Below are 26,285 nucleotides of genomic sequence, written 5' to 3' on the forward strand. Positions count from 1 at the left end.
ATTAACGGCCAGCGTAGGTGTTCATGCCCGGGAAGAAGAAAGCCACTTCCACGGCAGCGGTTTCCGGGGCATCGGAACCGTGTACGGCGTTGGCATCGATGGACTCGGCGAAGTCAGCACGAATGGTGCCCTTCTCGGCCTTCTTCGGATCGGTGGCGCCCATCAGTTCGCGGTTCTTGGCGATGGCGTTCTCACCTTCGAGAGCCTGAATCATGACCGGACCGGAGGTCATGAAGGAAACCAGATCCTTGAAGAAAGGACGCTCTTTGTGGACAGCGTAGAACTGGCCAGCTTCCTGCTCGGACAGCCAGGTCATGCGAGCAGCGATGACCTTCAGGCCAGCGCCTTCGAAACGGGAGTAGATCTGGCCGATCACGTTCTTCTTGACGGCGTCCGGCTTGATGATGGAGAGGGTGCGTTCGATAGCCATGTATTTGCTCCGCAAAAGCTAGTCAGTTGAAAAACAGAACATTTTATCAGATAAGACGCCCGCCGGGCGGACGTACTGTGCCAGCGCTTATTTAAGCAAAGGATCGCGCAAGCGGGCGAAATCCCGAGGGGCAACATACTGCAGCAACTCCTTGCCCGCCTCATCAACCACCACATCGAGCCCCTTGTCCGGATAGAGCAGATGCACACGCTTGTCTCCGACCGCCACACGCTCGCCCGGTTCGCCAAAGCGCTGAATAATCGTGCCAATATCCAGGTTGACCGTCGGGATCACGCTGACCGAGCGAACAGGCAACCGATCCGCCGCGACCAGATCGTCCGGATGCAAGGAAATCTTGCGCGTGGCACTTTCCATGAATTCCGCTTTGGGTGCGCGCTCGCGCATCGCCTGCAACACGGCATCCGGCGCATCCACCGTCAGAATGACGCGGGCCATGACAAAACCCAGCGCCACCTGGTTGTAATACACCTCGAGCGCCCCGACCTCGTTCGGCGCCGCCACAATCGCCACCTGACGATCTTCGCCCAGACCCGCCTTCACTTCACCCAGCAGACTCTCCCCGGGACGAATGCCGAAAACACGGCTCCCCCCCTGGCCATCCAGATCAATCTGCCACGGCAAATTAGCCTGCGGATCCACGCCCGCCTGCGTGCCGATTCCCGGCAAAAAGAAAGGCAGCACAATGGCCGCCGCAATCAAGGCCAACACCAGCAAAACGCGTTTCATGGTCACCACTCCTGAACAAGTTCGCGATTCTGCCATACCCCCATGACAAAAAACCCCGCCGAAGCGGGGTTTGGTCACGGCCAGCGTCGATCAAAGCATGCCCAACTGACGCGGCAACCAGAGGGACAAATCAGGCCAGTAGGTCACCACAACCAGGAAGCCGAGCATCGAGAGCAACCACGGCCAGACCGCGATCGTCAGCTCGGTAATCCCCATCTTGGTGATCCCGGAGGCCACATACAGGTTCAAGCCCACCGGCGGATGGCACATGCCCACTTCCATATTCACCACCATCAGGATGCCGAAGTGCACCGGATGAATGCCCAACTGCATGGCCACCGGGAAGAGAATCGGCGCGAAAATCAGCACGATCGACGAGGGCTCCATGAAGTTGCCGGCCAGCAACAGGATGATATTCACCGCCAGAAGGAAGGTGATCACACCCAGACCGTTGCCCAGCATCCAGTCCGCCAAGGCCTGCGGGATATTCTCGTTGGTCATGATGAACGAGAAGAGCACGGCATTGGTGATGATGTAGAGCAGCATCGCCGACATGTTGGCCGAATTGAGCAGCACCTTCGGCACATCCTTCAGGCCCATGTCCTTGTAGATGAAAACAGCCACGATAAAGGCGTAGACCGCAGACATCGCCGCCGCCTCGGTTGGCGTGAAGATACCGGTATAAATCCCCCCCATCACCACAACGATCAGGAAGAGACCCCAAACCGACTTGCGGAAGCTATCCCAGCGCTCACCCCAGGATGCCTTCGGCTGACGCGGGTAGTTATATTTCTTGGCACGGTACCATGTCACGCCACCCAACACCCCCGCCAAGGCCAGACCCGGAATCACCCCGGCCATGAACAAGGCGCCGACCGAGGTATTGGTCGCCACCGAGTACATCACCATGACGATGGACGGCGGGATCAGAATCCCCAGCGCCCCCGAGGTCGCGATCACCCCGGCACCAAAACGGTTCGGAAAACCCGCCTTGACCATGGCCGGCAGCAAAATCGAACCGATCGCCACCACGGTTGCCGGGCTGGAGCCAGAGACAGCGGCAAACAGGGCGCAGGCCAGCACGCCCGCCAACCCCAGACCGCCATACCAATGCCCCACCATCGAGGTGGCAAAATTGATCATGCGTTTTGCCACACCACCATGGGTGAGGAAGTTACCCGCCAGGATGAAGAACGGAATCGCCATGATTTCGAACTTCTCGATCCCGGTAAACAACTTCAGTGCAACCGACTCCAGCGGAACCTGGGTCATCGTAAAGAGGAAGGTGAGCACCGTCAGGCCGAGCGAAATCGAAATCGGCATGCCGGTCAGCATGAGGACAGCCAGCAGGCTGAAAATCACCAGTGCGTTCATTGCTGGCCCCCTTTCTTGCCCTCATCGCCGATGGGCTTATGTTTCAGGTCATGCATGTGCAGGTTGTCATCCATGTTGTAGGGATTGGCTTCCACATGCGCCCCCTCCTCTTCCAGGCCGTCCACATGACCATGGTCGTGATGCGGCAGTTCGCCGGTTTTCAGAAAGCCCCAGGTCACCTGCAGGAAACGGAAACACATCAGGGAGGAGCCCAGCGGAATGGCGCTGTAGACAATCCAGGTCGGCCACTCGAGATCCGGCGTGATCGGCCCCTCGAACATCTCCGGCGTGGCAATCCCGAGCGCACTGTACAGCGCATAGTGCGCACCGTTTTCCCAGACGAAATGCCCGCCCAGGGTCGCCACAATCCCGGTAAACAACGCACCGGCCAGCAGACCAAAGACAATGAACTTGCTGCGATTCCGATCGTTGAGACGATTGATCAGCACATCCACACCCACGTGGATCCCGGTGCGAACACCGTAGGCGGCACCGAATTTCGCCATCCAGACAAACATGATGATGCAGAGCTCTTGAGCCCAACTGAAATTCAGGCTGAGCAGCCAATCCTGCAGACCGGGAATTTCCACCCCGGCAAGATAACGGTGCGCGACCGAAACGAAGATGATCAAGGTCGCCGCCCCCATCAGGAAGGTGACCAGCAACTCTTCCAGATGATTGAGTGCGCGGTTTAGCATGGTATTTCCCCCAGTTCAGCACCGGGAGCCGAAGCTCCCGGCAAGCGTGCAGCGAACAACTTACAGGCTATCCGGCTTGAAGCCGATATCCTTATAGACAGCCTGGATCACATCCTTGCCGACACGCCCTTCCATCTTCTGATGCACCGGCACCATGGCCTTCTTGAAGGCCAGACGCTCTTCCTTGGACGGGGCATACACGGTGGTCTTGCCGCTCTTCTTCACCGCATCCAGTGAACTGTCGTTCTCGACCTTGGCAATCTGGTTGGCATAACGAGTCGCCTGCTCCATGGCATCTTCCAGTTGGGAGCGCACATCGGCCGGCAACCCATCCCAGAACTTCTTGTTCACGATCACGGCATAGCCGAGATAACCGTGCTCGGTCAGCGTCAGATGCTTCTGCACTTCATGCATCTTCTGGGTATAGAGGTTGGAAATCGGGTTTTCCGTCCCGTCGACCACCCCCGTCTGCAAAGCCTGATAGACCTCGGAGAAAGCCATCACCTGCGGCATGGAGCCAAGGGAGCGCATCTGCTCTTCCAGCACCTTGGAAGACTGAATACGCATTTTCTTGCCCTTCAAGTCAGCCGGTGCCTTGATCGGCGTGTTGGCGGAGAAGGACTTGAACCCGTTATCCCAGTAGGCCAGACCGCGAATGCCCTTCGGCTCCAGTTTGGACAGCAACTGCTTGCCAACAGCGCCGTTGGTGACCTTGCGCAGATCGTCATAGTTACTGAAGATGAAGGGCAGATCGAATACTTCAAATTCCTTGACGCCGAGCGGGCCAAACTTGGCCAGGGAGGGCGCCAGCATCTGAACTGCCCCCAACTGCAGGGCTTCCATCTCTTCCTTGTCCTTGTACAAGGTGGAGTTGGCATAGACCTCAACCTTGACCTTGCCCTTGGTCAGTTCGCCGGCTTTTTTGGCGAACATTTCAGCCGCCTTGCCCTTCGGCGTATCTGCAGCCACCACGTGGCTGAATTTGATGACGATCGGCTGTTGCGCATAGGCACCCAACGAGGCAGCACACACGAACAGACCTGCAAGCAGTTTGGAAACTTTCATATTTTTCTCCTCCAGTGAGTTGTCGCAAATTACGACATGGTTGAAGTATTACGAAAGGAGTAAAAACTGCGTATTGTGGTTATCCACAACTGACAAAACTTCCTGACCGTTTCCTGACCACTCGACCAAGTACTCACCCGACGCCAAAAGTGACAGACAAAAAAACCGCCGGACCAGCCGGCGGTATTCAAGTGCAGCCTAAACGCAGGAATCAAATTAATTGTGCTCGACAATCGGGCGCGGCGAGTGCGGAATCACCGCCTCCGGCGCATCGTCCAGCACCAGTTCCGGATAATTTGCCTCATCATCAGTTTCGCCATTCAACACACGCGTCAGCTTGTCGCTATCCAGCGCCTTGCACCACTTGGCCACCACGAGGGTCGCCACGCTGTTGCCGACGAAATTGGTCAGGGCCCGTGCCTCGGACATGAAACGATCGATCCCCAGAATCAGCGCCAACCCAGCCACCGGCACCGTCCCGACTGCAGACAAGGTTGCCGCCAGCACGATGAAGCCCGAACCGGTCACGCCCGCCGCCCCCTTGGAGGTCAGCAACAGGATCAACAACAGGGTGATCTGGTGCTCCAGGTCGAGCGGGGTATTCGTTGCCTGAGCAATGAACACGGCCGCCATCGTCAGATAGATCGAGGTGCCGTCCAGGTTGAAGGAATAACCGGTCGGCACAACCAGACCGACAACCGATTTTTCCGCCCCCGCGTTTTCCATCTTCGCCATCAGGCGCGGCAGGGCCGACTCAGACGAAGAGGTGCCCAGAACCAGAAACAACTCTTCCTTGATGTACTTGATCAGCTTGACGATCGAGAAGCCGTGCAACTTGGCGATCGTGCCCAGCACCACGAAGACGAAGACAACACAGGTCAGATAGAACGCACCCATCAGGTTCGCCAACTGGACAAGGCTGCCCACACCATGCTTGCCGATGGTATAAGCCATGGCACCAAACGCGCCGATCGGGGCCACCTTCATGATGACGCCAACAATACCGAACAACACGTGCGAGAGCTTTTCGATCAGGTCGAAGACCGGCTTGCCGCGCTCACCGAAGGCGTGCATCGCGTAACCGAAGAGGACCGAGAAAAAGAGTACCTGCAGCATGTCGCCCTTGGCGAAGGCATCAACCACGCTGGTCGGAATGATGTTGATCAGGAAATCAACCGTACTCTGCATCTTGCCCGGGCCGACATACTTGTCGATCCCCTTGGTATCCAGCGTGGTCGGGTCGACGTTCATGCCCGCCCCCGGCTGCCAGACATTGACGATGATCAGGCCAATGACCAAGGCGATGGTACTGACCACCTCGAAATACAGCACGGCATAACCACCTGTTTTACCGACCTTTTTCATGTCCTCCATGCCCGCGATACCGACCACGATCGTGCAGAAAATGATCGGTGCAATGATCATCTTGATCAGCTTGATGAAGGCATCGCCGAGCGGCTTCATGGCCGCCCCGGTTTCGGGATAGAAATGCCCCAGGCCCACCCCGACCACGATCGCGACCAGAACCTGGAAATAAAGGGATTTATAGAACGCGCGTTTTGCCATCTTCTCCTCCGGCAAGCCCGGTATGGGCATTATTTTCGAGAGTCCGCAGTATCCGGATTCAGGTTCGCGGCTACCATTGTGGATTTCCGAATTGTGGATAACCACAATGGCCAGAGACGCCACTCCCCTGGGTAACATTCCCGGCATGCTGGATACACCGCCCGCACGCCATTTTTCAGCCCGTCACTGGCGCTGGGTACTCGCACTGCCCAAGTTCGGCATCGTGCTCCTGCTCTCTGCCCTGCTCGCCCTCCTCTGGCTCCTTCACCTCAACGAAATCGAGGAAGAGCGCACGGCGCTGATCAAGGATGTGCTCTGGCTGGAGCAAAACCTGCGCTTTCACCTGGGCGGCACGGAGGAATCCCTGCAGCAACTGGCGGTCGACATCGCCACCCTGCCTGAAACCCGCCGCATGTTCCGCTTGCGTGCCAGCCACCTGCTCAAGAACACCCCGGAAATTTCTCAACTGATCTGGTTCAATCCGCAACGCAAGATCATTGACGCCCTGCCCAGTACGGCCCCTCCCGATGAGGACGCCGAACCTTTCGGCCCCCCCGTCACCGAACGGGTTTTCGAATACTCGAGAAAACTGGCCAAGCTGACCTACAGCGAGCCTTTCCTGGTTGGCAGCAACCAGGCCATGATCGAAATTGCCGTACCCATCTTTCAGGAACAGCACTTCGCCGGCACGCTGATCGCCGTCGTCTCGCTGGACGGTCTGATGAACAATTTCGTGCCGTGGTGGTTCACCGAGAAATACAAGGTCGACATCGTCGACGACAACGACATCGTCTATGCCAGCAAAACCCGGGTCGAAGGACTGGGCAATCAAAGTTACGAAATCCCCTTTGACCCTCCCGGCTATGGCTTGCGCCTGCGGGTGACGAGCTATCGAAGCAGCAGCAATCCCCTGCAGATCATTCTGACAGCCGCCATCATCATTCTGGGCAGCGGCGTTTTCTGGAGTCTCTGGGTTGTCCGCGACCTGATGAAAAAACGGACTCAGGCCGAAGATGCGCTGCGTGCCGAGCATGCTTTCAGAACATCAATGGAAGACTCGTTGACCGTCGGGATGCGGGCACGCGACCTGCAGGGCAAGATCATTTACGTCAATTCGGCCTTTTGTCGGATGACCGGCTTCTCACAGGAAGAACTGGTCGGCGCCATCCCACCCATGCCCTACTGGGCGCCGGAGGAGATGGAAGAAAGCTACGCCATGCTGCACACCGTCCTGACCGGGAATGCCCCGCTGGACGGCTTTGAAATGATCTTCATGCGCAAGAATGGAGAACGCTTCCACGCGCTGGTTTATGAAGCCAAGCTGATCGATGGCAAAGGACAGCACACAGGCTGGATGGCCTCGATTCTCGACATCACCGAACGCAAACACGCCGAAGAACTGGCCCGACAGCAGCAAGAGCAACTCCAGTTCACATCGCGCCTGGTCACCATGGGCGAAATGGCCTCCACCCTGGCTCACGAACTGAATCAGCCCCTGGCCGCCATCGCCAGCTATAACAGCGGCTCACTCAATCTGCTGCAACACGCCGATTGCAAACCGGAAGACATCCGCCCGGCACTCGAAAAAATCGGCATCCAGGCCCAGCGGGCCGGCAAGATCATCCGGCGCGTTCACGACTTCGTCCGGAAAAGCGAACCCAAGCGCGCGCCCTGCCGACTGGCCGAGGTGATCGAGGACTGTCTGGGCTTTGCCGAACCGGAAGCCCGCAAACGGCAGGTCACCCTCACCGCCGAACTCCCCCCGACGATCCCCGACGTTCCCGCTGATCGCCTGATGCTCGAACAGGTTTTGCTGAACCTGATCCGCAATGGCATGGAGGCCATGTCGGACACCCCGGACGGCCTGCGACGACTAGATATCAGCGTCCGTGCCGAGCAGCAGGAGCTGATTGTCAGCGTGGCAGACAGCGGCAGCGGCATCGCACCAGACATCCGTGACAAGCTCTTCACCGCTTTTTTCACCACCAAACCGGAAGGCATGGGGGTCGGCCTGTCGATCTGTCGATCGATCATCGAGTTTCACCGAGGTCGACTGTGGGCAGAGGATCATTTTCAGTCCATCAGCGGACACGGTACGATATTCTTCTTCACCCTACCGCTGGAGGAAAATGCATGACCCTGCCGCAGGCCTATCTGGTCGACGATGACGAAGCCATCCGTGACGCCCTTTCCTGGATGCTCAAGTCACGCGGCATTCCATGCACCACCTTTGCCAGCGCCGAGGCCTTTCTCAGCGCCTGGCACCGCGACCTGGCCGGCTGCGTCGTCCTCGACATGCGGATGTCCGGGATGACCGGCCTCGACTGCTTTGATCGCCTGCGAGACATGGAAGCCACCTTGCCGGTGATATTCCTGACCGGTCACGGCGATGTACCCCTCGCGGTCGCCACCCTGAAAAAAGGCGCCTTCGATTTTTTTGAAAAGCCGTTGAACGACAATGAGTTGGCCACCCGCATCCAGGAAGCCATCGCATTGGACACTCGCCAACGGGAGGCCAATGCCTCCGTCGACTCGCTGAACGCCCGACTGGCCAGCCTGACCACGCGCGAACGCCAGATCATGGAGCTCGTGCTCGCCGGAAAATTCAACAAGGTCATCGCTGACGAGCTCAACATCAGCATGCGCACCGTCGAAGTGCATCGCGCGAACCTTTTTGACAAGATGCAAGTCAAAACCGCCGTCGAGCTTGCAAACCTGATGAAACCGGGACGCTAACCCTTCCCTAAGGTCCGGTTTTTCGCTAGCATCCGAACCAAATCCATGACGCGCCCCCTGGCGCGCAATTCTGATCCACCCCGCTTAACTCCACCCAAGAGGCATTTTTCATGAGCGAGCACATCCATTACGTCACCGACGACACCTTTGAAGCCGAAGTGCTGCAATCGCAGCAGCCGGTTCTCGTCGACTACTGGGCAGAATGGTGCGGTCCCTGCAAGATGATTGCTCCGATCCTGGACGAAGTTGCCGCCGAATACGCCGGCAAGCTGAAGGTCGCCAAGGTCAACATCGACGAAAACCAGGCCACGCCGGCCAAATTCGGCATCCGCGGCATCCCGACGCTGATGATCTTCAAGAACGGCAACGTCGAAGCCACCAAGGTTGGCGCACTCTCCAAGAGCCAGCTCGCCGCCTTTATTGACAGCAACCTGTAATCCCCGTACTGTCCTGACCTGAAGGTGCAAGCGCGCCTTCAGGCGACGCCCCGGCACCCACTGCCCAGCGCGTCATCCCTCTCTTACCCCCAAGCCCATACGCTCCTGCGCCCAATCCGGGCTCCTGCCCGCTTTGCCTATTGCGGCGCCCAAATTCCCAATGCAACTCTCAGAACTCAAGACACTACACGTCAGCAAGCTGCTCGACATGGCGACGGAACTCGGCATCGAGAACGCCAACCGCATGCGCAAGCAGGAGCTGATCTACGCAATCCTCAAGGCCAAGGCCAAGAATGGCGAAACCATTCATGGCGACGGCACGCTGGAAGTCCTGTCCGACGGCTACGGCTTCCTGCGCTCTGCCGACACCTCCTATCTGGCCAATCCGGATGACATCTATGTCTCGCCCTCCCAGATTCGCCGTTTCAATCTGCGGACCGGCGACACCATCGAAGGGGAAATCCGTACCCCGAAGGATGGCGAACGCTACGTTGCGCTGACCAAGCTGGACAGCATCAACGGCTTCCCGCCCGAAGCCAACAAGAACAAAATCATGTTCGAGAACCTGACGCCGCTGCACCCGACGCGTCACCTCAAGCTCGAGCGTGAGATCAAGTCGGACGAGAACATCACCAGCCGTGTTGTGGACATGATCGCGCCGATTGGCTGCGGCCAACGCGGCCTGCTCGTCGCCCCGCCGAAGTCCGGCAAGACCGTGATGCTGCAAAACATCGCCCACGCGATCACCGCCAACCACCCGGAAGTCGTGCTCATCGTGCTGCTGATCGATGAACGCCCGGAAGAAGTCACCGAAATGACCCGTACGGTCAAGGGCGAAGTCGTTGCCTCGACCTTCGACGAACCGGCTACCCGCCACGTTGCGGTGGCCGAAATGGTCATCGAAAAGGCCAAGCGCCTGGTCGAACACAAGAAGGATGTGGTCATCCTGCTCGACTCGATCACCCGTCTGGCCCGCGCCTACAACACGGTGCAACCGGCCTCCGGCAAGGTGCTGACCGGCGGCGTGGACGCCAACGCCCTGCAGAAGCCCAAGCGTTTCTTCGGTGCCGCCCGCAACATCGAAGAAGGCGGTTCGCTCACCATCCTCGCCACCGCGCTGATCGATACCGGCTCGCGCATGGACGAAGTGATCTACGAAGAATTCAAGGGTACCGGCAACTCGGAAATCCACCTTGACCGCCGCATGGCCGAAAAGCGCATGTACCCGGCGATCAACGTCAATCGCTCCGGCACCCGTCGCGAGGAGCTGCTGCTCAAGCCGGATGTGCTGCAGAAAATGTGGGTACTCAGAAAACTCTGCTACCCGATGGACGACCTCGAAGCGATGGAATTCCTGCTCGACAAGGTCAAATCGACCAAGGGCAACCAGGAGTTCTTCGACGCGATGCGCCGCGGCTAAGACTGTGGCGTACTGACAACAAGAACGGCGGGCGAGCCAGCAGGGACTTGCAAGCGCGTGATGATTCGATGATAATCACGCGTTTCCCAGATCGGCCAAATTCGCCGTTCGCTTGATTAAAGGATAAATCCATGAAAGCCGATACGCATCCGAATTACAAGGATCTGCAGGTTCAGTGCTCCTGCGGCAACACCTTCACGACCAAGTCCACGATGAGCAAGGACGCCTTCCACATCGAAGTCTGCTCCCTGTGCCACCCGTTCTACACCGGCAAGCAGAAGATCGTTGACACCGCTGGTCGCGTTGAGAAGTTCAACCAGAAGTTCGGCGCCATGCGCGGCAAGTCCGCTGCCTGATCGTTCAGACGGTCGACCGGATGAAAAGGCAGCCTTTGGGCTGCCTTTTTCTTTGTCAAAAAAGATGAGCGCCTTGTCACTGATCCGCCGCGGCATCCGCCTCCCGCCTTCGGGCTGGGTACTCGCCGCACTCCTCGCCTTCTACGTGCTGGCCGGCCTGTTCGGTCGCGACCCCTGGCGTGGGGAAGATGCCATTCATATTGGCACGGCCTGGCACATGCTCCAGTTCAACGACTGGCTCTCTCCTGATCTGGCCGGGCGCGCTTTCCACGAGCCCCCACTGTATTACTGGAGTGCCGCGCTCACCGGCAAACTGTTTGGCTGGCTCTTGCCGGCCCACGAGGCCATGCGACTGGCCAGCGGACTCTGGGTCACGCTGGCACTGGTGGGACTGTATTACGCCGCGCGCGAACTCTACGGCCAGCAATATGCCGCAGCCGGCCCGCTGATGCTGGCTGGCTCCGTCGGTCTGATCCTGCACGCTCATGATGCCCAGCCCATGCTGGTTGCCCTGGCCGCATACGGCGGCTGCATCGGCGCGCTGGCTGCCATCAACCGACGCCCCCGCCTGAGCGGCCTCTTCTTTGCGCTCTCCGTAGCAGGCTGCCTGCTCGGCGCAGGCATCGCGCCCACCTTACCCCTGCTTGCCCTGCTCCCGATTGCCTGGTGGTGCAGCAGTGACCGGATTCATACTCTGCAGACGCTGGCCATTGGCCTGACGGCAGCCGTGCTCATCGCCGCACCGTGGCCCATCCTGCTCTACACCCTCGAGCCACTGCGCTTCGCCCCCTGGCTGAGTGCGGAACTCAGCCCGCTGCTGACCCCGTTTTATTGGCACGATATCGGGCGCTACGCCGCCATGTTGCCCTGGTTTGCGTTCCCGAGCCTGCCACTCGCCATCTGGACCCTGCGCTTGCGCCGCCGGACCTGGCGGACACCCGCCATTCTCCTGCCGCTCGCCCTGCTGTTGCTGACCCTGGCCATGCTGGCACTGGCCTACCGCCCACGCGAAATCCCGGCCCTGCTCCTGCTCCCGCCCCTCGCGCTGTTGGCCGTTCCCGGCGTACTTGCGCTGCGGCGTGGTGCAACCAATGCCTTCGACTGGTTTGCGATGATGACCTTCACCCTGGCCGTCAGCCTCGTCTGGCTGGCCTGGTCGGCAATGGCATTGGGTTGGCCAACACGCCTTGCCGCACGCGTGGTGACCTTGCGCCCCGGTTTTTCGGGTGAATTCAGCCCGCTGGCTCTGGCCATCGGCTTGACCGCTTCTCTCTGGTGGCTGTGGCTGATTGTCACCGCACCGCGTTCGCCTTATCGCAGCCTGACCCACTGGACCATGGGCCTGACCACACTGTGGCTGCTGGCGACAACCCTGATCCTGCCCTGGTTCGACTATGGAAAGAGCTATCGCCCGGTCGCGCAAGCCATTGCCTCTGCCTTGCCGGCGGAGCACGGCTGCATCGCCGAGCGCGGACTGAGCGACGCCCAGCGGGCTTCGCTGTCTTATTTCATCGGACTGGAACCGGTTGCCCTCAACACACCGGCGGGACGCCAATGTGAATGGCTGCTCGTGGCGGGCGATACGCCCCAGGAACTGGCCTCACCGGATCGCCGCTGGCGCCTGGTGGCGGAAGGCATGCGCCCGACCAACCGCAAGGAAAAAATCCGCCTCCTGGCACGTTGACCGTCGCCCATCCCTGCGTTGCCCTCCGGCAACACAGGGTGGCGGACAACTCAGGCGCCAGTGCTCCCTTTCAGGAAATGCACCCGGTAATACTTGAGCTCTTCGATGGACTCATGGATATCGGCCACCGCCGTATGCTTCCCCTGCTTCTTGAAGCCCTTGTGGATTTCCGGCTGCCAGCGCTTGCACAGTTCCTTCAGCGTGCTGACATCCAGATTGCGGTAGTGGAAAAAGGCTTCCAGCGTCGGCATGTAGCGCGCCATGAAACGGCGATCCTGGCCGATCGAATTGCCGCACATCGGAGAATGTCCTTTCAGGGAATATTTCTCCAGGAAAGCCAGCGCCTCAGCCTCGACCTCGGCCTCGCTCTGGGTTGAAGCACGCACCTTGTCGATCAGACCCGAGCGGCCATGCGTCGTCTGGTTCCACTCGTCCATGCCGGCCAGCACCGCATCAGACTGATGCACGACCCAAGCCGGCGACTCTGCCACCATCTCCAGCTCGGAGTTCGTGACGACGATGGCCATTTCGAGAATACGGTCGCCATCGGGATTCAAGCCGGTCATTTCCATGTCCAGCCAGACGAGGTTGTTTGCTTTGCCTGCCATATAATTGCCTGACTTACTTAAAGACAGGATTTTCTCACAGTTGGCCCCCAGCGATTTCACCCAGTTTTTCCTCGGTTGTTTCCTGTTCAGTCTGGCTACCCGGCAATGGCTGAAACTCCGTCACATCCGCCACATCACCCAGCACCGCGAGCAGGTCCCGGCAGAGTTTGCCGAGCGCATCGCACTGAGTGCCCACCAAAAAGCCGCCGATTACACCGTCGACCGTAGCCGGACAGCACTTCTGGAAAACCTGATCGACGGCGGCCTCCTGCTCGCCCTGACCCTGGGTGGCGGACTGGCCGTCCTGCATGCCTTCTGGTCAGCCCAGCTGAGCGGCCTGAGTTATGGCCTGGCAATGATTTTCAGCCTGATGGGCATTTCCGCACTGATCGATCTGCCCCTCTCGCTCTACCGCCAATTCGTCGTCGAAGCCCGACACGGCTTCAACCGCATGACCCTGCGCCTCTTTTTCAGCGATCTCGGCAAACAGACGGCCCTGGGACTCGTCATCGGCACGCCGCTGATCCTCGCCGTACTCTGGCTGATGGCAAGCATGGGCGAGCAGTGGTGGCTGTATGTCTGGCTCTTCTGGAGCGCGTTCAACCTCCTGATGCTGTTCATCTACCCGACCTGGATCGCGCCCCTCTTCAACAAATTCCAGCCGCTGGAAGACGGCGAGATGAAGCAGCGCATCGAAGCCCTGCTCGCCCGCTGTGGCTTTCGCAGCTCCGGCCTGTTTGTCATGGATGGGTCCAAGCGCTCCAGTCACGGCAATGCCTACTTCACCGGCTTCGGCAAGAACAAGCGGATCGTCTTTTTCGACACCCTGCTCAGCCGCCTGACCCCGGCCGAAACCGAGGCCGTGCTGGCGCATGAACTGGGGCATTTCCACCACCGCCACATCGTCAAGCGCATTGCCTTGATGTTCCTGAGCTCATTGGCCTTCCTCTGGCTGCTCGGACAGCTCATCGATGCGAGCTGGTTTTACACCGCACTCGGCCTGCCGGCGCAGAACACCACATTGGGACTGATCCTCTTTTTCCTCGTGATGCCAGTGTTCACTTTCCCGCTGACGCCGGTCGGCAGCCTGCTCTCCCGTCGTGACGAATTCGAAGCAGACGCCTACGCGGCCGCCCATGCCGACCGGCAAGATTTGGTGCGCGCCCTGGTCAAACTCTACGAAGACAACGCCAGCACGCTGACCCCGGACCCGCTGCACTCCATTTTCTACGACTCGCACCCGCCTGCCGCCCAGCGCATTGCCCACCTGCAGGAAGCCACCTGATGCAAGGCCGTGTCGTTGCCGCCCATGGCCGCCAGTATTACATCGAACTGGAAGGGGGCGAACTGCTCCCGTGTTTTCCCCGTGGCAAAAAAAGCGATATTGCCTGCGGCGATGAGGTCGATGTGGCGCGCAGTTCCAAGGACCAGGGCGTCATCGAGGCCATCCGCCCCCGGCGCAGCCTGCTCTATCGCTCGAATGAGATCCGTCAGAAGCTGATTGCCGCCAATGTCGACCAACTGGTCATTGTCGTGGCGACCGAGCCGGCCTTTTCGGAAGAGCTGGTCACCCGGGCCCTGCTCGCCGCGACCAGTCAGGAGATCGAGATCCTGATCGTCCTCAACAAGATCGATCTTACCGACAAGCTGCCCGCCGCCCGCGCCCGCCTCGCCACACTGGCCGGCCTGGGCTACCGCATCCTCGAACTCTCGGCCCGCGACCACGCCGAAGACCTGCGCCCGGCCCTGCAGGGCAAGACCAATGTGCTCGTCGGCCAATCCGGGATGGGCAAATCCACGCTGGTCAATGCGCTGATCCCGGCGGCCAACGCCGCCACCCGGGAAATTTCCCAGGCCCTGGACTCCGGCAAACACACGACCACCCACGCGACCCTGTACCACCTGGATCCGGAAAGCGACCTGATCGACTCACCCGGCCTGCAGGCATTCGGCCTTGGACATCTGAGCCGTGACGATATCGAAGCGGCACTCCCCGAATTCCGCCCCTTCATCGGCGCCTGTCGTTTCCGGGATTGTCGGCACGATCAGGAGCCGGGCTGCGCGATCAAGGCGGCGGTCGACGCCGGTGAAATCAGTGAAAAGCGGTTTGAGGCCTATTGCCGGATTGTCGGCAGAAGCTAAATCTCCATCTCGCGACATCACACTCGCACGCTTCGGGTGAAAATCTGATAATCTGGCAAAAGTTCAAATAGTGGGGACAGCATGCCGGACGGCCAATTCACCATCCTGATTGTCGACGACACACCCGAGAACCTGGCCGTCCTGGGTGAGCTGCTGCATCCCACCTACCGTGTGCGTGCGGCCAACAACGGCCGTCGCGCCCTGCAGATTGCCCAGGGCCACCCGCCCCCCGACCTCATCCTGCTCGATGTGATGATGCCGGACATGGATGGCTATGCCGTCCTCAACGAACTCAAGGCACACGAGAAAACACGCAGCATCCCGGTCATCTTCGTCACGGCCATGGATGCCACCGAGGATGAGGAATACGGCCTCGACTGCGGCGCGGTCGACTACATCACGAAGCCCATTCGCCCCGCCATCGTCCTGGCCCGCGTGCGCAGCCAACTCGAACTCAAGCGGGCCCGCGATTTCCTGCACGACCAGAACACCTATCTGGAAGCTGAAATCGTGCGACGGATGGGGGAAAACCAGCTGATCCAGCAGATCAGCATTCACGCCCTGGCCCGCCTGGCCGAAACCCGCGACCCGGAAACCGGGAACCACCTGCGCCGCACACAGGAATATGTCCGCACTCTGGCACTGGCCTTGCAGACCCATCCGCGCTTTGCCAGTTCGCTCGATGCCCGCACCATCGACATGCTCGCCAAATCGGCCCCGCTGCACGACATCGGCAAGGTCGGCATTCCCGACCACATCCTGCTCAAGCCCGGAAAACTGACGCCGGACGAGTGGGAGATCATGAAAACCCATGCCAAGCTGGGTAGCGACGCCATCGAACAAGCCGAACGCGACGCCGAACGCCCCGTCGAGTTTCTCTCCATTGCCAAGGAAATCGCCCACTACCATCATGAAAAATGGGATGGCAGCGGTTACCCCGAAGGCCTCAAGGGCGATGCCATCCCGGTCTCCGCCCGGCTCATGGCGCTGGCCGACGTGTTCGATGCCCTGATCTGCCGGCGGGTCTACAAGCCGCCCATGCCCTACGATCAAGCCCGCGCTCTGATCGAAGAGGGACGCGGCAGCCACTTCGACCCGGATGTCGTGGACGCCTTTATCCGGCAGTTCGACGTGTTTTGCCGGATTGCAGACAACTATTCGGATTAGCCCCGGGGATCTCATCGCATGCCGGATGACCGCCTTCCAGCCAGTTCGCTCAGCGAAGCCCTGACTCAGGTTGTCCTGCCCTATCTGCTGCTGGGTGTTCTCTGGATCCTCGGTTCCGATGCCCTCCTGGCCGCCCTGATCGACGACCCCATCCATCAGCAACAGGCCCAAACCCTGAAAGGCTGGTTTTTCATCGGCCTGACCGCCGGCCTGCTCACCCTCCTGATCCGTCGCATGCAGTCCCGCCTGCTGCTCCAGCAAAGGGCGATCCTTGCTGCCAAGGCTGCCGTTGCGCTCGGCAAACAGGCTCAGGAAGACGACCACGCGCGCCTGCGTGCCCTGATCGACACCATCCCCGATCCGGTGTGGATGAAGGATGAGAACGGCGCCTATCTATTCTGCAACCGCCGTTTTTCCGCACTCTACGGCGCGCCTTTCTCCGACATCGCCGGCAAGACCGACTTTGATTTTGTCGATGCCGAACAAGCCCGCTTTTTCCAAGCTCACGATCAGGCCGCACTGGCAGCAAGCCAGCCGCTGAGCAATGAGGAGTGGGTGCGCTATGCCGCCGACGGGCACGAAGAGTTGCTGCACACCACCAAGGTCGCCGTCCGCGATGCGCACGGGAAAGCCATCGGGGTGGTGGGTATCGGGCGCAACATCACGCATGAGCATGAATTGCAGGCACGTTTCCGGGTTGCTTTCGAAGCCAGCCCGGCGGCGATTTCCATCTCCGACCTTGAATCCGGCGTCTTCCTCGACATCAACCCCCGTTACTCCGAAATGCTGGGCTGGGACAAGGCATCACTCCTCGGCAACAGCGCCGTCGCAGCCGGTATCTGGCCTTCCCTGGATGCCCGTGCGACCTGGCTGAACGCCCTCAAGGCAGCCGGCACACTGCGCGACTACCAGGCAAGCTGGGTCACGCACGACAAGCAGTTGCTGGATGTCAGCCTGTCGGCCGAAATCATCCGCCTGCATGAAAAAGCCTACGCCCTCGTCTTTGCCCTCGACGTTTCGGAACGCAAACGTGCTCAGGATGAAATCCTGCAACTGGAAATCCGTCTTGCCACGGCCTTTCGTGCCGCCCCTGTTGCGGCCTGCATCACACGCATGACGGATGGCCACATCATCGATGTCAATCAACGGCTGCTCAGCGAATATGCCTGGACGCGCGAGGAACTGATCGGCAAAACCACCCTTGAAGCCGGCTTGTGGGGGAATGACGCAGACCGGCTGGCGATGGTCGAGATGATCCGACAGGATGGCCGCGTCATCGACTTCGAAAGCATTGGCATGTCACGCGACGGCAAGGAACGCATCATCAGCATTTCAGCTGAGCGCGTGATGATGGAAGACACGCCGCATCTCGTGGTCTTCATCGATGACATCAACGAACAGCGCCACGCTGCAGTGGAACTGGAACGCCACCGGCATCACCTGGAAGAACTGGTCACGGCACGCACGGCGGAACTCGAACTGGCCCGCCAGCAGGCTGAAGAAGCCAATCGCGCCAAGAGTACCTTCCTGGCCAACATGAGCCACGAAATCCGTACGCCCATGAATGCCATCATCGGCCTGACCCACCTCGTTGAATCCCAGACCTCGGACCATAGCCAGCATGAGCGCCTGAGCAAGATCGACACCGCCGCCCACCACCTGCTCTCGATCATCAACCAGATTCTCGATATCTCCAAAATCGAGGCAGGCAAACTGGAGCTGGCCCCCGCCGATTTCTGGCTGCCACGCCTGATCGAGGAAACCGAGGCACTGATTGCCGACCAGATTGCCTCCCATCAGGTCCGCTTCCATTACACGCTCGACCCGGCACTGCCCAAGTGCCTGCATGGCGACGCCCTGCGCCTCGGTCAGATCTTGCTGAACTATCTCTCCAATGCGGCCAAATTCACCGAGCACGGCAGCATCGATGTGGATGTCCGCCTCACAGCACAAGACGAAGAAGGCTTTCTGGTCCGTTTTGCCGTGACCGATACCGGCATCGGCATCCCGCAGGATCAGCAAACCCGGCTCTTCGAGGTGTTTGAGCAAGGCGACCAATCGATGACCCGGCGCTTTGGCGGGACCGGGCTCGGCCTCGCCATCGCCCGCCGCCTGGCCCGCCTGATGGGAGGCGATACAGGGCTGAGCAGCGAGGTCGGCAAAGGCAGCACCTTCTGGTTCACCGCGCACCTCGGGCAGGGGCAGGAAACCGAGGAGCCGGCACGCATGAGCCACGCTCCGACGGTCAACGATCCCTTTGCCACCCGTTTTGCCCATTGCCGCATCCTGCTGGCCGAAGACAATCAGATCAACCAGGAAGTGGCACTCGATCTCCTGAGAACAGTCGGCCTTGAAGCGGATGTGGCCAACAACGGGCAAGAGGCCCTCGACAAGCTTCAGCAACAGCACTACGACCTGATCCTGATGGATGTGCAGATGCCCGTGATGGACGGCCTGGAGGCCTGCCGCCGCATTCGCGCCCTGCCCGATCCGGTCAAGGCAGGCATTCCCGTGCTGGCCATGACCGCCAATGCCTTCAGCGAAGACAAAGCCGTCTGCGAAGCAGCCGGCATGAACGCCCACGTTCCCAAGCCCGTCAATCCCAGCGACCTCTACACCGCCCTGCTCAAGTGGCTGCCGCCCCCTCAGGGTAACAGTGCATCCGCAGGCACGGCATCGCAGGCAACGCCCCCCCGCCCTGGAACCCCGGCCGCGGAAGGCAATGTGCTGGATCGCCTGAGTGCCGTGCCCGGCCTCGATCCCAGCCTGGGCTTGAATGCGGTCCGCGGCCGAATGAAGAGCTATTTGAGACTGCTCGGTGCCTTTATCGCCAACCATGCCGAAGATCCGCTCCTGATCGCCACCTCGCTCGACCAATCACGGCTGGATGAGGCGACGCGTCAGGCGCATACGCTCAAAGGCGCAGCCGCGACACTCGGCCTCCAATCCGTGCGGGAAGCCGCTGCTGCCCTGGAAGCCGCACTCCGCACCCAGGCCGATGCCAGCGATATTCATCGGCAACTGGACACCCTCAAGCTCGCCCACACCCGCATGCGCGCCGACCTCCAGGCCCTGCTCGACAGCTTGCCACCACCGCCTGCCAACGGACCCTGACGCCCATGTCGCACCACCCCACGCACGCTCGACTACTGGCCGAAATCAGCCAGGCCGGCACCTGGCAGTTCATGCAGGAACGCAGCATCTTCGCCATCGACCCGGCAACGGCACGCCTGCTGGGCTTGAACGAAGCCGCAAGCCAACTCACGCCAGCAGCGTTTCATGCCTGCTTTCACGCCGATGACCGGGCTCGCCTGGAAAGCACCTGGCACGACTTCACCCGGCATCAATCGTCGCGTTTCCAGTGCGAAGCCCGCCTCTCGGCACTTGGCCCCACGGATATCTGGGTCGAATTGCGTGCCGACTGGTTGCCGGACCACAAGGCCATCGCCGGCATCATCCTCAACATCAGCCATCGCCATGCGCTGGCCCATCTGCAGGACGCCCAGCATCGTGCCCTGCATCTGATGACCTGTGCCGCGCAGTCCCTGATCCGGCACGACAACGAGGTCGCCATGCTGGAAGACCTCTGCAACCAGCTGGTCGAACTGGGCGGCTACCAGCATGCCTGGATATCCCAGGCGGTCGACGATCAAAACAAGCAGGTTTTGCCGCTGGTCGCCTCGGACGTGATTCGGCAACTGGTGGCCGATCTGGATGTCAGCTGGGCGGATGTGCCAAGCGGCCAGGGCCCGACCGGACGCGCCATTCGCAACGGCGTGCCGGTGGTCATTCAGGACATTCTGAACGACCCGAGCTACCACCGCTGGCATGCCTTTGCCCTCGCCACCGGCGCCCGTTCGACGGTCTCGCTGCCGTTGCGTGTCGAAGGGAAGGTCATCGGCACGCTGAATCTTTATGCAGACCGGGCGAATGTCTTCGATGACCAGGAAATCCAGATGCTCTGCAATCTGGCTGGCGAGATCAGCATCGGCATTGCCATGCAGCGTTCGCGCGCTGCCCTCATCAAGCGCGAATTCAATCTGCGTCAGGCTGAACGCATGGCCCGCCTCGGCCATTTTGAATTCGACCCGCACCTGGATCGCTGGCGCAGTTCCCCCATGCTGGACGAAATCTTCGGGATCGATGCCGATTTCGTCCGCTCCAACCAGAGCTGGATGGAGATCGTCCACCCCGATGATCGCGCCCTGCTCAAGGCCGATTTCCGCCACCTGATCCGAACCCGGCAAACCCATTTCGACATCCATTACCGCATTATCCGGCGCGATGACGGCGCGCTCTGCCACGTGCACGGCATCGGCGAGATGGAAATGGACGAAAACGGCTGGATGACCCGGATGTTCGGGACCATCCAGGACATCACCGAACAACGCGAGGCAGAAGAGAACCTGCGCAAACGCACCCAGGCCATCGAGCAAAGCCCGCACAGCATCGTCATCACCAACCTGGAACCGAAGATCGAGTACGTGAACGCAGCCTTCACGCGGGTGACCGGCTACGGTCCACACGAAGTGATCGGCGAAAATCCGGCGATTCTCCACTCCGGCCTGACGCCAGCTGCCACCTTCCAGCAGCTGTGGACCACCTTGCAGCGTGGCGAAATCTGGCGCGGCGAATTCACCAACCGGCGCAAGAATGGCCAGACTTACACCGAATTCGCCATCATCTCGCCGATTCGCCAGCCGGATGGCAGCGTCACGCATTATCTGGCGATCAAGGAAGACATCACCGAGAAAAAACGGATCGAGGCCGAACTGGAGCAGCACCGGCATCACCTTCAGCGCCTGGTTGAAGAGCGGACACATGAACTGCGTCAGGCCAAGGAACAGGCCGAAGCCGCCAGCCACGCCAAGAGCGCCTTCCTGGCCAACATGAGCCATGAAATCCGTACCCCGATGAATGCCATCCTGGGCCTCACCCACATTTCCCTGCGGGAAAGCCAGGAGCCGGAACAGCAGCAACGCCTGACCAAGGTTTCCAATGCGGCCCAGAACCTGCTGGCGATCATCAACGACATCCTCGATTTTTCGAAGATCGAAGCAGAAAAACTGGTCCTCGAAGCACGGCCGCTCTGCCTCGACACCCTGTTCAAGAACGTCATCGGCATGGTCTCCGAACGCAGTGAAAACCGCGGCCTGCCCATCCTGACCCACATCGATCCGGAGCTACCCGGCACCCTGATGGGCGATGCCCTGCGTTTGCAGCAGATCCTGCTCAATTACCTGACCAATGCCCTGAAATTCACCGAGCGCGGTCACATCACCCTGCGCGCTTTTCAGGAGAGCCGCTGCCAGGACGGCATCCGGATTCGCTTCGAGGTACAGGACACCGGGATCGGCATTCCCCAAGACATCCAGCAACGCCTCTTCCAGCCCTTTGAGCAGGCCGATACATCGACCACGCGCCGTTACGGCGGGACAGGCCTGGGCCTGGCCATCTCGCGCAAACTGGCCGAAGCCATGCAAGGCGAAACCGGCGTCATCAGCCACATGGGGCAAGGCAGTACCTTCTGGTTTACCGCCTGCCTCGGCATCGACACGCCCGCTGTACTCAGCCCGGCCACGCCCGGCCTCCCAGCCATGCCCCCGGCAAGCGGGATGCAAGCCTGTTACCAGGCCATGCGCGTCCTGCTCGTCGAAGACAATCCGATCAATCAGGAAGTCACGCGGGAACTGCTGGAGAGCATCGGCCTGACGGTCGACATCGCGGACGATGGCAAAATCGCCTGCGAACGCGTGCAAGCACAGCCCTACGACCTCATCCTGATGGACATGCAGATGCCGGTCATGGACGGCCTGGAGGCCACCCGCTTCATTCGCAGCCTGCCCGCTTATCGCACCGTCCCCATTCTCGCCATGACGGCCAATGCCTTCAGCGAAGACCGGAATGCCTGCTTTGCTGCGGGCATGAACGACCATGTGCCCAAGCCTGTCCAGCCGGAAGTGCTGTATCACGCCATCGCCACCTGGCTCGCCCCGGAGCATGCTGCCGCCAGCACCCAGGCCATCCGGTACGACTTGCCGAGCACCATGCCCCCGCTGGAACAGCGCCTGAACAGCGTCATCGGCCTGGATGTCGCGGCCGGTCTGCATGCCGTCCGTGGCCGGCTCGACAGCTACGCCCGCTTACTGGGCAAATTTGCCGAAACCCATGCGGGTGACTTTGCGGCCATACGCCAGGCCCGTCGTCATGGCCACGATGATGAAGCCCGCCGCCTGGCCCATTCACTCAAAGGAGCGGCTGCCACGCTGGGGATTACGCCGGTACACACCATTGCCAGCAAGCTGGAAGCGGCCATCCGCAACCAGGAGCCCGGCGTGCCCGCCCTGCTCGCGGAGTGCGAGAGCCGCTATCACGAAATAGCACATCAGCTGGCCACTGTGCTGGTAGCGCAGAGCCCGACGCCGGAAAGCAGCCCGGTCACGCCGGACGAAATTCAACAGGTGCTGAGCAGCATGCGCCAACTCCTGACGGAGAGCGACCTCGGCTGCCTGATGCTACTCAAGGAAAATCGGGCAGCCCTGCGCGAAGGGCTGGGCGCGCGTCACGGTGCATTCGAAACGGCCGTGTCGAACTTCGACTTCGACGCAGCCCTGAGCCTGATTCGCGAGGCGGAAAAACAGATTTGAGACGCGGGGTCTGGCACGCCGCCAGCCCCACTCAAGCCCCCTCAGGCGAGGCGGATGACGGCGCAGACCTCGTTGCCCCTGCCACGGTACTCCAGCGCATCAAAGCTGATCATGCGGGACATGGCAATACCGCGGCCGTGCGTATCAAAAGCACGATCCGGGCTCATTTCAAGATAGCCGTTCCAGTCGAAGCCCTGCCCTTCGTCGCGGATCAGGAAAGAGAGGCTGTCCGCCGTCCGCTCGATTTCGAGGACCGCACGCCGTCCGGAGAACGGCGCCTGAGTGAGCAAACGGGCGATTTCATCCTGCAGGCAGCCGGCTTCGAGCAGGCGGGTTTTTTCGTCATACCCGATGCCCAGGTTGCCATGCTCGATGGCGTTCAACATGAGTTCGGACAAGCCGAGCACGACACGCCCGGGGTCCGGCGCCGCATTGGCCACCAGGGTCGCCAGATTGCGTGCTTCGTCCGGGGTACGGAAGACAAAGCGGGCCTGCTCCAGGCAGGTCAGCATCTTGCCCTGGCGCTGCACTTCCTCGGCGAGCAAGCGGTGACCGCGATAATCGCGGGTCGCCGCGGCCACGATGGCCAGCAGCGTATCGGCGGAGAAAGGCTTGGTCAGGTAGTAATACGCACCGGCGCGCAAACCGTCCAGAATATCGCCATCCCCGGACATGCCGGTCTGCATGATGACCGGGACTTCCATCATTTCAGGACGGGATTTGACGCGGCGGAGGATTTCGATGCCATCCATGTCGGGCATCATGCGATCCAGCAGGATCGCATCAAAACGTTGCGGCTCGGCATCCAGCAAGGCCCAGGCGGCCTGCCCGCTGCTGGCTTCGACGACGCAATACCCCTCTTCGGTCAGATTTTCGACCAGGGTTTCGCGTCCGATCGGCTCATCGTCGACCACCAGCACACAGGTTTGATCCAAGTTCATTGCTCCCGAACTGCCCGATCGGTATCCGTGATCGGGTACGTCCGCAAGAGTAACCGATTTTTCCCCTTGCGTGGGAGAAAAATCTAAATAATGAACAAAAATAACAAAATCATCACTTCGTGATATTCGCCAGCCATTCTGCCACGCCCAAGGCCGCACAACGGCCGCTGGCAAAACAGGCCGTGAGCAGATAGCCCCCGGTTGGCGCCTCCCAGTCGAGCATCTCGCCCGCCACGAAACAGCCGGGCAATGCCGCAAGCATCAAATGTTCGTTCAGGGCGTCGAATGCGACCCCGCCGCCCGAACTGATCGCTTCATCCAGCGGGCGCGGTGCCGCCACCTGCACAGGCAAGGCTTTGATCGCAGCAGCCAGCGTCGCGGGATGATTCAGTGTCTCCGGCGTACAGCATTCCCGGAGCAAGGCCGCCTTGACGCCCTCGATGCCGGCTCGCCGCCGCAGGTGATTGGACAAGGAGTCACGGCCGCGCGGCTTGGCCAGGTCGGCGCTCAGTCGGGCCAGATCACGGCCCGGCGCAAGATCCAGCGAGAGCGTCCCGGCCTCACCGGCCGCCAACTGGTCGCGCAATGGGGCCGACACGGCATAAATGAGCCCGCCCTCGATCCCGTTGGCCGTGATGTTGAATTCCCCCTGCTGGCGCAGGCGACCCACCGTCGCAATCACCGCCTTGACCGGCGCGCCGGCAAAACGCTCGCGAAACACCGGACTCCAGTCCACATCAAAACCGCAGTTGGCCGGACGCAAGGGGGCAACGGGAATCGCTTTCGCCTGCAGGATACTGACCCAGGCGCCATCCGATCCCAGGCGCGCCCAGCTGCCGCCCCCCAGTGCCAGCACGCAGGCGTCCGGGGCGACGGTCAACGGCCCCTGCGGGGTCGAAAACAGCAACTGACCGCGCTCATCCCAGCCCGTCCAGCGATGCCGCACATGAAAGCGCACGCCGGCCTCGCGCAACCGATGCAGCCAGGCGCGCAACAGGGGCGCCGCCTTCATTTCGGTCGGGAAAACCCGGCCCGAGGTCCCGACAAAGGTCTCGATACCGAGGCCATGAATCCAGGCCCGCAAGGCTTCAGGCGGAAACGCCTCGACCATCCGCCCGACTTCCGCCGCCCGCGCGCCATAGCGCCCGATGAAGGTCGGCAACGCTTCACTGTGCGTGATGTTCATGCCGCCCTTGCCGGCCATCAAAAACTTGCGGCCGAGCGAGGGCATGGCGTCGAAAACATCGACCTGCAGGCCGTCGACCGTCGCCAGATGCTCGGCGGCCATCAGACCGGCCGGTCCGCCCCCGATGATGGCAACCCGTTTCACGAATCGATCTCCGGCGGCGCCGCCTCGGCGAGCGGCGTCACCGTGACGGCAACCTCGGGCTCATGCCCGCCCCCGCCGAGAATGATGCCGCGCAGGGGCGAAATGTCGCCGAAATCCCGGCCAAAGGCGATGGTGATGTGTTCGGTGTCCGGCAAGAGGTTATTGGTCGGATCGAAATCTACCCAGCCCTGCCCCGGCACATAAACGGAAACCCAGGCATGCGACGCATCGGCACCGATCAGTCGGGGCTTGCCGGGCGGCGGACGCGTCAGCAGGTAGCCGCTGACATAGCGCGCGGCCAGACCGAGCGAGCGCAAACAGGCAATCATCAGGTGCGCGAAATCCTGGCAGACGCCGCGTTTCTTTTCCAGGACCTCGAGGACCGGGGTCGACACCGTGGTGGCGGCCGGATCGAACTTGAATTCCCGGAAAATCTTCGCCATCAGGGCCTGTACGCCGAGCAAAACCGGGCGCGCCGGCGGAAAGCAGTCTGCTGCATACGCCGCCAGTTCATGCTTGATCCGCACATAGGGACTTTCGAACAAGAACCGGCAGGCATCCAGGGCCGCCTCATCCGGCGCCGACGCATCGTAGGCCAGACAATCGCGCACGCTTTCCCAGGCGGGTGAATCCGCGAGATCGGCCGGCACGTGCGGCGTGACGGCCACCGTCATCACCGAGCGAATGAACAAGGCCTCATGCGGCGCATGAAAAGCCACCCAGGTCACCGGATTGCCAAAGGCATCAATGCCATCGCGCCGCCAGGAGGGTGCCGGCAGGATATCGATCTGCTGGCTATCGATCTGCTGCCAGGCCAGGATGCGCGGCGACAAATGCAGTTGCTGCTGCGAGAGGCTGACCGGGCTGCCGTAGACGTAACGCGTCTCGTGCAGCACGTGATAGAGAACCGGTTCAGGTGCGGACATCGTCATCGGGC

At 60.8% G+C, this 26,285-nt stretch carries 21 protein-coding genes; 11 read left to right on the forward strand and 10 right to left on the reverse strand.

Going from position 1 to position 26,285, the window contains the following annotated elements; translation table 11 throughout:
* Window position 1: 1 nt before the first annotated feature.
* The 6 genes from ndk to AACO21_RS05530 all read right to left on the reverse strand — a co-directional run bounded on the left by ndk (window position 2) and on the right by AACO21_RS05530 (window position 5,880).
* Complete coding sequence (gene ndk / locus AACO21_RS05505; protein ID WP_346191500.1) at window positions 2-430, reverse strand: nucleoside-diphosphate kinase; 429 nt, start codon at window positions 428-430, stop codon at window positions 2-4.
* An 87-nt stretch (window positions 431-517) separates the two neighbouring features.
* Window positions 518-1,177 carry a hypothetical protein gene (locus AACO21_RS05510; protein ID WP_346191501.1) on the reverse strand — a complete coding sequence of 220 codons (660 nt, stop codon included), beginning with the start codon at window positions 1,175-1,177 and terminating at the stop codon, window positions 518-520.
* Between the two features lie 90 nt (window positions 1,178-1,267).
* Window positions 1,268-2,551, reverse strand: coding sequence for a TRAP transporter large permease subunit (locus AACO21_RS05515; protein ID WP_346191502.1), 1,284 nt, complete (start codon window positions 2,549-2,551; stop codon window positions 1,268-1,270).
* Window positions 2,548-3,249, reverse strand: coding sequence for a TRAP transporter small permease (locus AACO21_RS05520; protein WP_346191503.1), 702 nt, complete (start codon window positions 3,247-3,249; stop codon window positions 2,548-2,550). The genes AACO21_RS05515 and AACO21_RS05520 overlap by 4 nt, the downstream gene beginning before the upstream one ends.
* Window positions 3,250-3,309: 60 nt before the next feature.
* Window positions 3,310-4,314, reverse strand: a complete 1,005-nt coding sequence (locus AACO21_RS05525) for a TRAP transporter substrate-binding protein (RefSeq protein WP_346191504.1) — start codon at window positions 4,312-4,314, stop codon at window positions 3,310-3,312.
* Window positions 4,315-4,530: 216 nt separating this feature from the next.
* On the reverse strand, window positions 4,531-5,880 hold the full coding sequence (locus tag AACO21_RS05530) for a dicarboxylate/amino acid:cation symporter (protein WP_346191505.1): 1,350 nt from the start codon (window positions 5,878-5,880) through the stop codon (window positions 4,531-4,533).
* Window positions 5,881-5,986: 106 nt separating this feature from the next.
* Here AACO21_RS05530 and AACO21_RS05535 point away from each other — a divergent pair, with 106 nt between their 5' ends.
* From AACO21_RS05535 to AACO21_RS05560, 6 genes are all read left to right on the forward strand, one after another.
* Window positions 5,987-8,017, forward strand: a complete 2,031-nt coding sequence (locus tag AACO21_RS05535; protein WP_346191506.1) for a PAS domain S-box protein — start codon at window positions 5,987-5,989, stop codon at window positions 8,015-8,017.
* A complete protein-coding gene (locus tag AACO21_RS05540) occupies window positions 8,014-8,616 on the forward strand; it encodes a response regulator (RefSeq protein ID WP_346191507.1) in 603 nt (200 codons plus the stop codon). Before AACO21_RS05535 ends, AACO21_RS05540 begins: the two co-directional genes overlap by 4 nt.
* Before the next feature lie 110 nt (window positions 8,617-8,726).
* Window positions 8,727-9,053, forward strand: a complete 327-nt coding sequence (trxA, locus tag AACO21_RS05545; protein ID WP_346191508.1) for a thioredoxin TrxA — start codon at window positions 8,727-8,729, stop codon at window positions 9,051-9,053.
* A gap of 160 nt (window positions 9,054-9,213) precedes the next feature.
* The gene (gene rho / locus AACO21_RS05550) at window positions 9,214-10,473 is read left to right on the forward strand and encodes a transcription termination factor Rho (protein WP_346191509.1); all 1,260 of its coding nucleotides are present in this window, start codon (window positions 9,214-9,216) and stop codon (window positions 10,471-10,473) included.
* Between the two features lie 131 nt (window positions 10,474-10,604).
* Entirely contained in the window at window positions 10,605-10,829 is a 225-nt protein-coding gene (gene rpmE / locus AACO21_RS05555; protein WP_346191510.1) for a 50S ribosomal protein L31, read from the forward strand.
* Window positions 10,830-10,902: 73 nt separating this feature from the next.
* Window positions 10,903-12,513 (forward strand): hypothetical protein, encoded by a 1,611-nt coding sequence (locus tag AACO21_RS05560; protein ID WP_346191511.1) that lies wholly within the window; start codon window positions 10,903-10,905, stop codon window positions 12,511-12,513.
* Between the two features lie 50 nt (window positions 12,514-12,563).
* Here the strand turns inward: AACO21_RS05560 and orn are convergent, their stop codons facing one another.
* The gene (orn, locus tag AACO21_RS05565) at window positions 12,564-13,121 is read right to left on the reverse strand and encodes an oligoribonuclease (protein ID WP_346191512.1); all 558 of its coding nucleotides are present in this window, start codon (window positions 13,119-13,121) and stop codon (window positions 12,564-12,566) included.
* Window positions 13,122-13,161: 40 nt separating this feature from the next.
* On the opposite strand from orn, the gene AACO21_RS05570 reads away from it, so the two are divergent.
* The 5 genes from AACO21_RS05570 (at window position 13,162) to AACO21_RS05590 (ending at window position 23,077) form a co-directional block, all read left to right on the forward strand.
* Window positions 13,162-14,406: a M48 family metallopeptidase gene (locus AACO21_RS05570; protein ID WP_346191513.1), complete on the forward strand. Its 1,245-nt coding sequence runs from the start codon at window positions 13,162-13,164 to the stop codon at window positions 14,404-14,406.
* Window positions 14,406-15,263 (forward strand): ribosome small subunit-dependent GTPase A, encoded by an 858-nt coding sequence (rsgA, locus tag AACO21_RS05575; RefSeq protein WP_346191514.1) that lies wholly within the window; start codon window positions 14,406-14,408, stop codon window positions 15,261-15,263. The genes AACO21_RS05570 and rsgA overlap by 1 nt, the downstream gene beginning before the upstream one ends.
* An 81-nt stretch (window positions 15,264-15,344) precedes the next feature.
* Complete coding sequence (locus tag AACO21_RS05580) at window positions 15,345-16,430, forward strand: two-component system response regulator (protein ID WP_346191515.1); 1,086 nt, start codon at window positions 15,345-15,347, stop codon at window positions 16,428-16,430.
* Between the two features lie 18 nt (window positions 16,431-16,448).
* Complete coding sequence (locus tag AACO21_RS05585; protein ID WP_346191516.1) at window positions 16,449-19,544, forward strand: PAS domain S-box protein; 3,096 nt, start codon at window positions 16,449-16,451, stop codon at window positions 19,542-19,544.
* Between the two features lie 5 nt (window positions 19,545-19,549).
* Window positions 19,550-23,077 carry a PAS domain S-box protein gene (locus AACO21_RS05590; RefSeq protein ID WP_346191517.1) on the forward strand — a complete coding sequence of 1,176 codons (3,528 nt, stop codon included), beginning with the start codon at window positions 19,550-19,552 and terminating at the stop codon, window positions 23,075-23,077.
* A 41-nt stretch (window positions 23,078-23,118) separates the two neighbouring features.
* On the opposite strand, the gene AACO21_RS05595 is transcribed toward AACO21_RS05590, so the two are convergent.
* The 3 genes from AACO21_RS05595 to AACO21_RS05605 all read right to left on the reverse strand — a co-directional run bounded on the left by AACO21_RS05595 (window position 23,119) and on the right by AACO21_RS05605 (window position 26,274).
* Entirely contained in the window at window positions 23,119-24,018 is a 900-nt protein-coding gene (locus AACO21_RS05595) for a response regulator (RefSeq protein WP_346191518.1), read from the reverse strand.
* 112 nt (window positions 24,019-24,130) lie between these two features.
* Window positions 24,131-25,348, reverse strand: a complete 1,218-nt coding sequence (locus tag AACO21_RS05600; protein ID WP_346191519.1) for a TIGR03862 family flavoprotein — start codon at window positions 25,346-25,348, stop codon at window positions 24,131-24,133.
* Window positions 25,345-26,274 (reverse strand): transglutaminase family protein, encoded by a 930-nt coding sequence (locus tag AACO21_RS05605; RefSeq protein ID WP_346191520.1) that lies wholly within the window; start codon window positions 26,272-26,274, stop codon window positions 25,345-25,347. The genes AACO21_RS05600 and AACO21_RS05605 overlap by 4 nt, the downstream gene beginning before the upstream one ends.
* Window positions 26,275-26,285 lie beyond the last annotated feature (11 nt).

The sequence above is a fragment of the Dechloromonas sp. ZS-1 genome (assembly GCF_039649255.1).
Taxonomy (GTDB): Bacteria; Pseudomonadota; Gammaproteobacteria; order Burkholderiales; family Rhodocyclaceae; genus Azonexus.

What these genes read in the sequence shown, in the direction of transcription:
- ndk (WP_346191500.1), bottom strand. Translation starts at nt 430, where the DNA reads ATGGCTATCGAACGCACCCTCTCCATCATCAAGCCGGACGCCGTCAAG.
- AACO21_RS05510 (WP_346191501.1), bottom strand. Translation starts at nt 1,177, where the DNA reads ATGAAACGCGTTTTGCTGGTGTTGGCCTTGATTGCGGCGGCCATTGTG.
- AACO21_RS05515 (WP_346191502.1), bottom strand. Translation starts at nt 2,551, where the DNA reads ATGAACGCACTGGTGATTTTCAGCCTGCTGGCTGTCCTCATGCTGACC.
- AACO21_RS05520 (WP_346191503.1), bottom strand. Translation starts at nt 3,249, where the DNA reads ATGCTAAACCGCGCACTCAATCATCTGGAAGAGTTGCTGGTCACCTTC.
- AACO21_RS05525 (WP_346191504.1), bottom strand. Translation starts at nt 4,314, where the DNA reads ATGAAAGTTTCCAAACTGCTTGCAGGTCTGTTCGTGTGTGCTGCCTCG.
- AACO21_RS05530 (WP_346191505.1), bottom strand. Translation starts at nt 5,880, where the DNA reads ATGGCAAAACGCGCGTTCTATAAATCCCTTTATTTCCAGGTTCTGGTC.
- AACO21_RS05535 (WP_346191506.1), top strand. Translation starts at nt 5,987, where the DNA reads ATGGCCAGAGACGCCACTCCCCTGGGTAACATTCCCGGCATGCTGGAT.
- AACO21_RS05540 (WP_346191507.1), top strand. Translation starts at nt 8,014, where the DNA reads ATGACCCTGCCGCAGGCCTATCTGGTCGACGATGACGAAGCCATCCGT.
- trxA (WP_346191508.1), top strand. Translation starts at nt 8,727, where the DNA reads ATGAGCGAGCACATCCATTACGTCACCGACGACACCTTTGAAGCCGAA.
- rho (WP_346191509.1), top strand. Translation starts at nt 9,214, where the DNA reads ATGCAACTCTCAGAACTCAAGACACTACACGTCAGCAAGCTGCTCGAC.
- rpmE (WP_346191510.1), top strand. Translation starts at nt 10,605, where the DNA reads ATGAAAGCCGATACGCATCCGAATTACAAGGATCTGCAGGTTCAGTGC.
- orn (WP_346191512.1), bottom strand. Translation starts at nt 13,121, where the DNA reads ATGGCAGGCAAAGCAAACAACCTCGTCTGGCTGGACATGGAAATGACC.
- rsgA (WP_346191514.1), top strand. Translation starts at nt 14,406, where the DNA reads ATGCAAGGCCGTGTCGTTGCCGCCCATGGCCGCCAGTATTACATCGAA.
- AACO21_RS05580 (WP_346191515.1), top strand. Translation starts at nt 15,345, where the DNA reads ATGCCGGACGGCCAATTCACCATCCTGATTGTCGACGACACACCCGAG.
- AACO21_RS05585 (WP_346191516.1), top strand. Translation starts at nt 16,449, where the DNA reads ATGCCGGATGACCGCCTTCCAGCCAGTTCGCTCAGCGAAGCCCTGACT.
- AACO21_RS05590 (WP_346191517.1), top strand. Translation starts at nt 19,550, where the DNA reads ATGTCGCACCACCCCACGCACGCTCGACTACTGGCCGAAATCAGCCAG.
- AACO21_RS05595 (WP_346191518.1), bottom strand. Translation starts at nt 24,018, where the DNA reads ATGAACTTGGATCAAACCTGTGTGCTGGTGGTCGACGATGAGCCGATC.
- AACO21_RS05605 (WP_346191520.1), bottom strand. Translation starts at nt 26,274, where the DNA reads ATGTCCGCACCTGAACCGGTTCTCTATCACGTGCTGCACGAGACGCGT.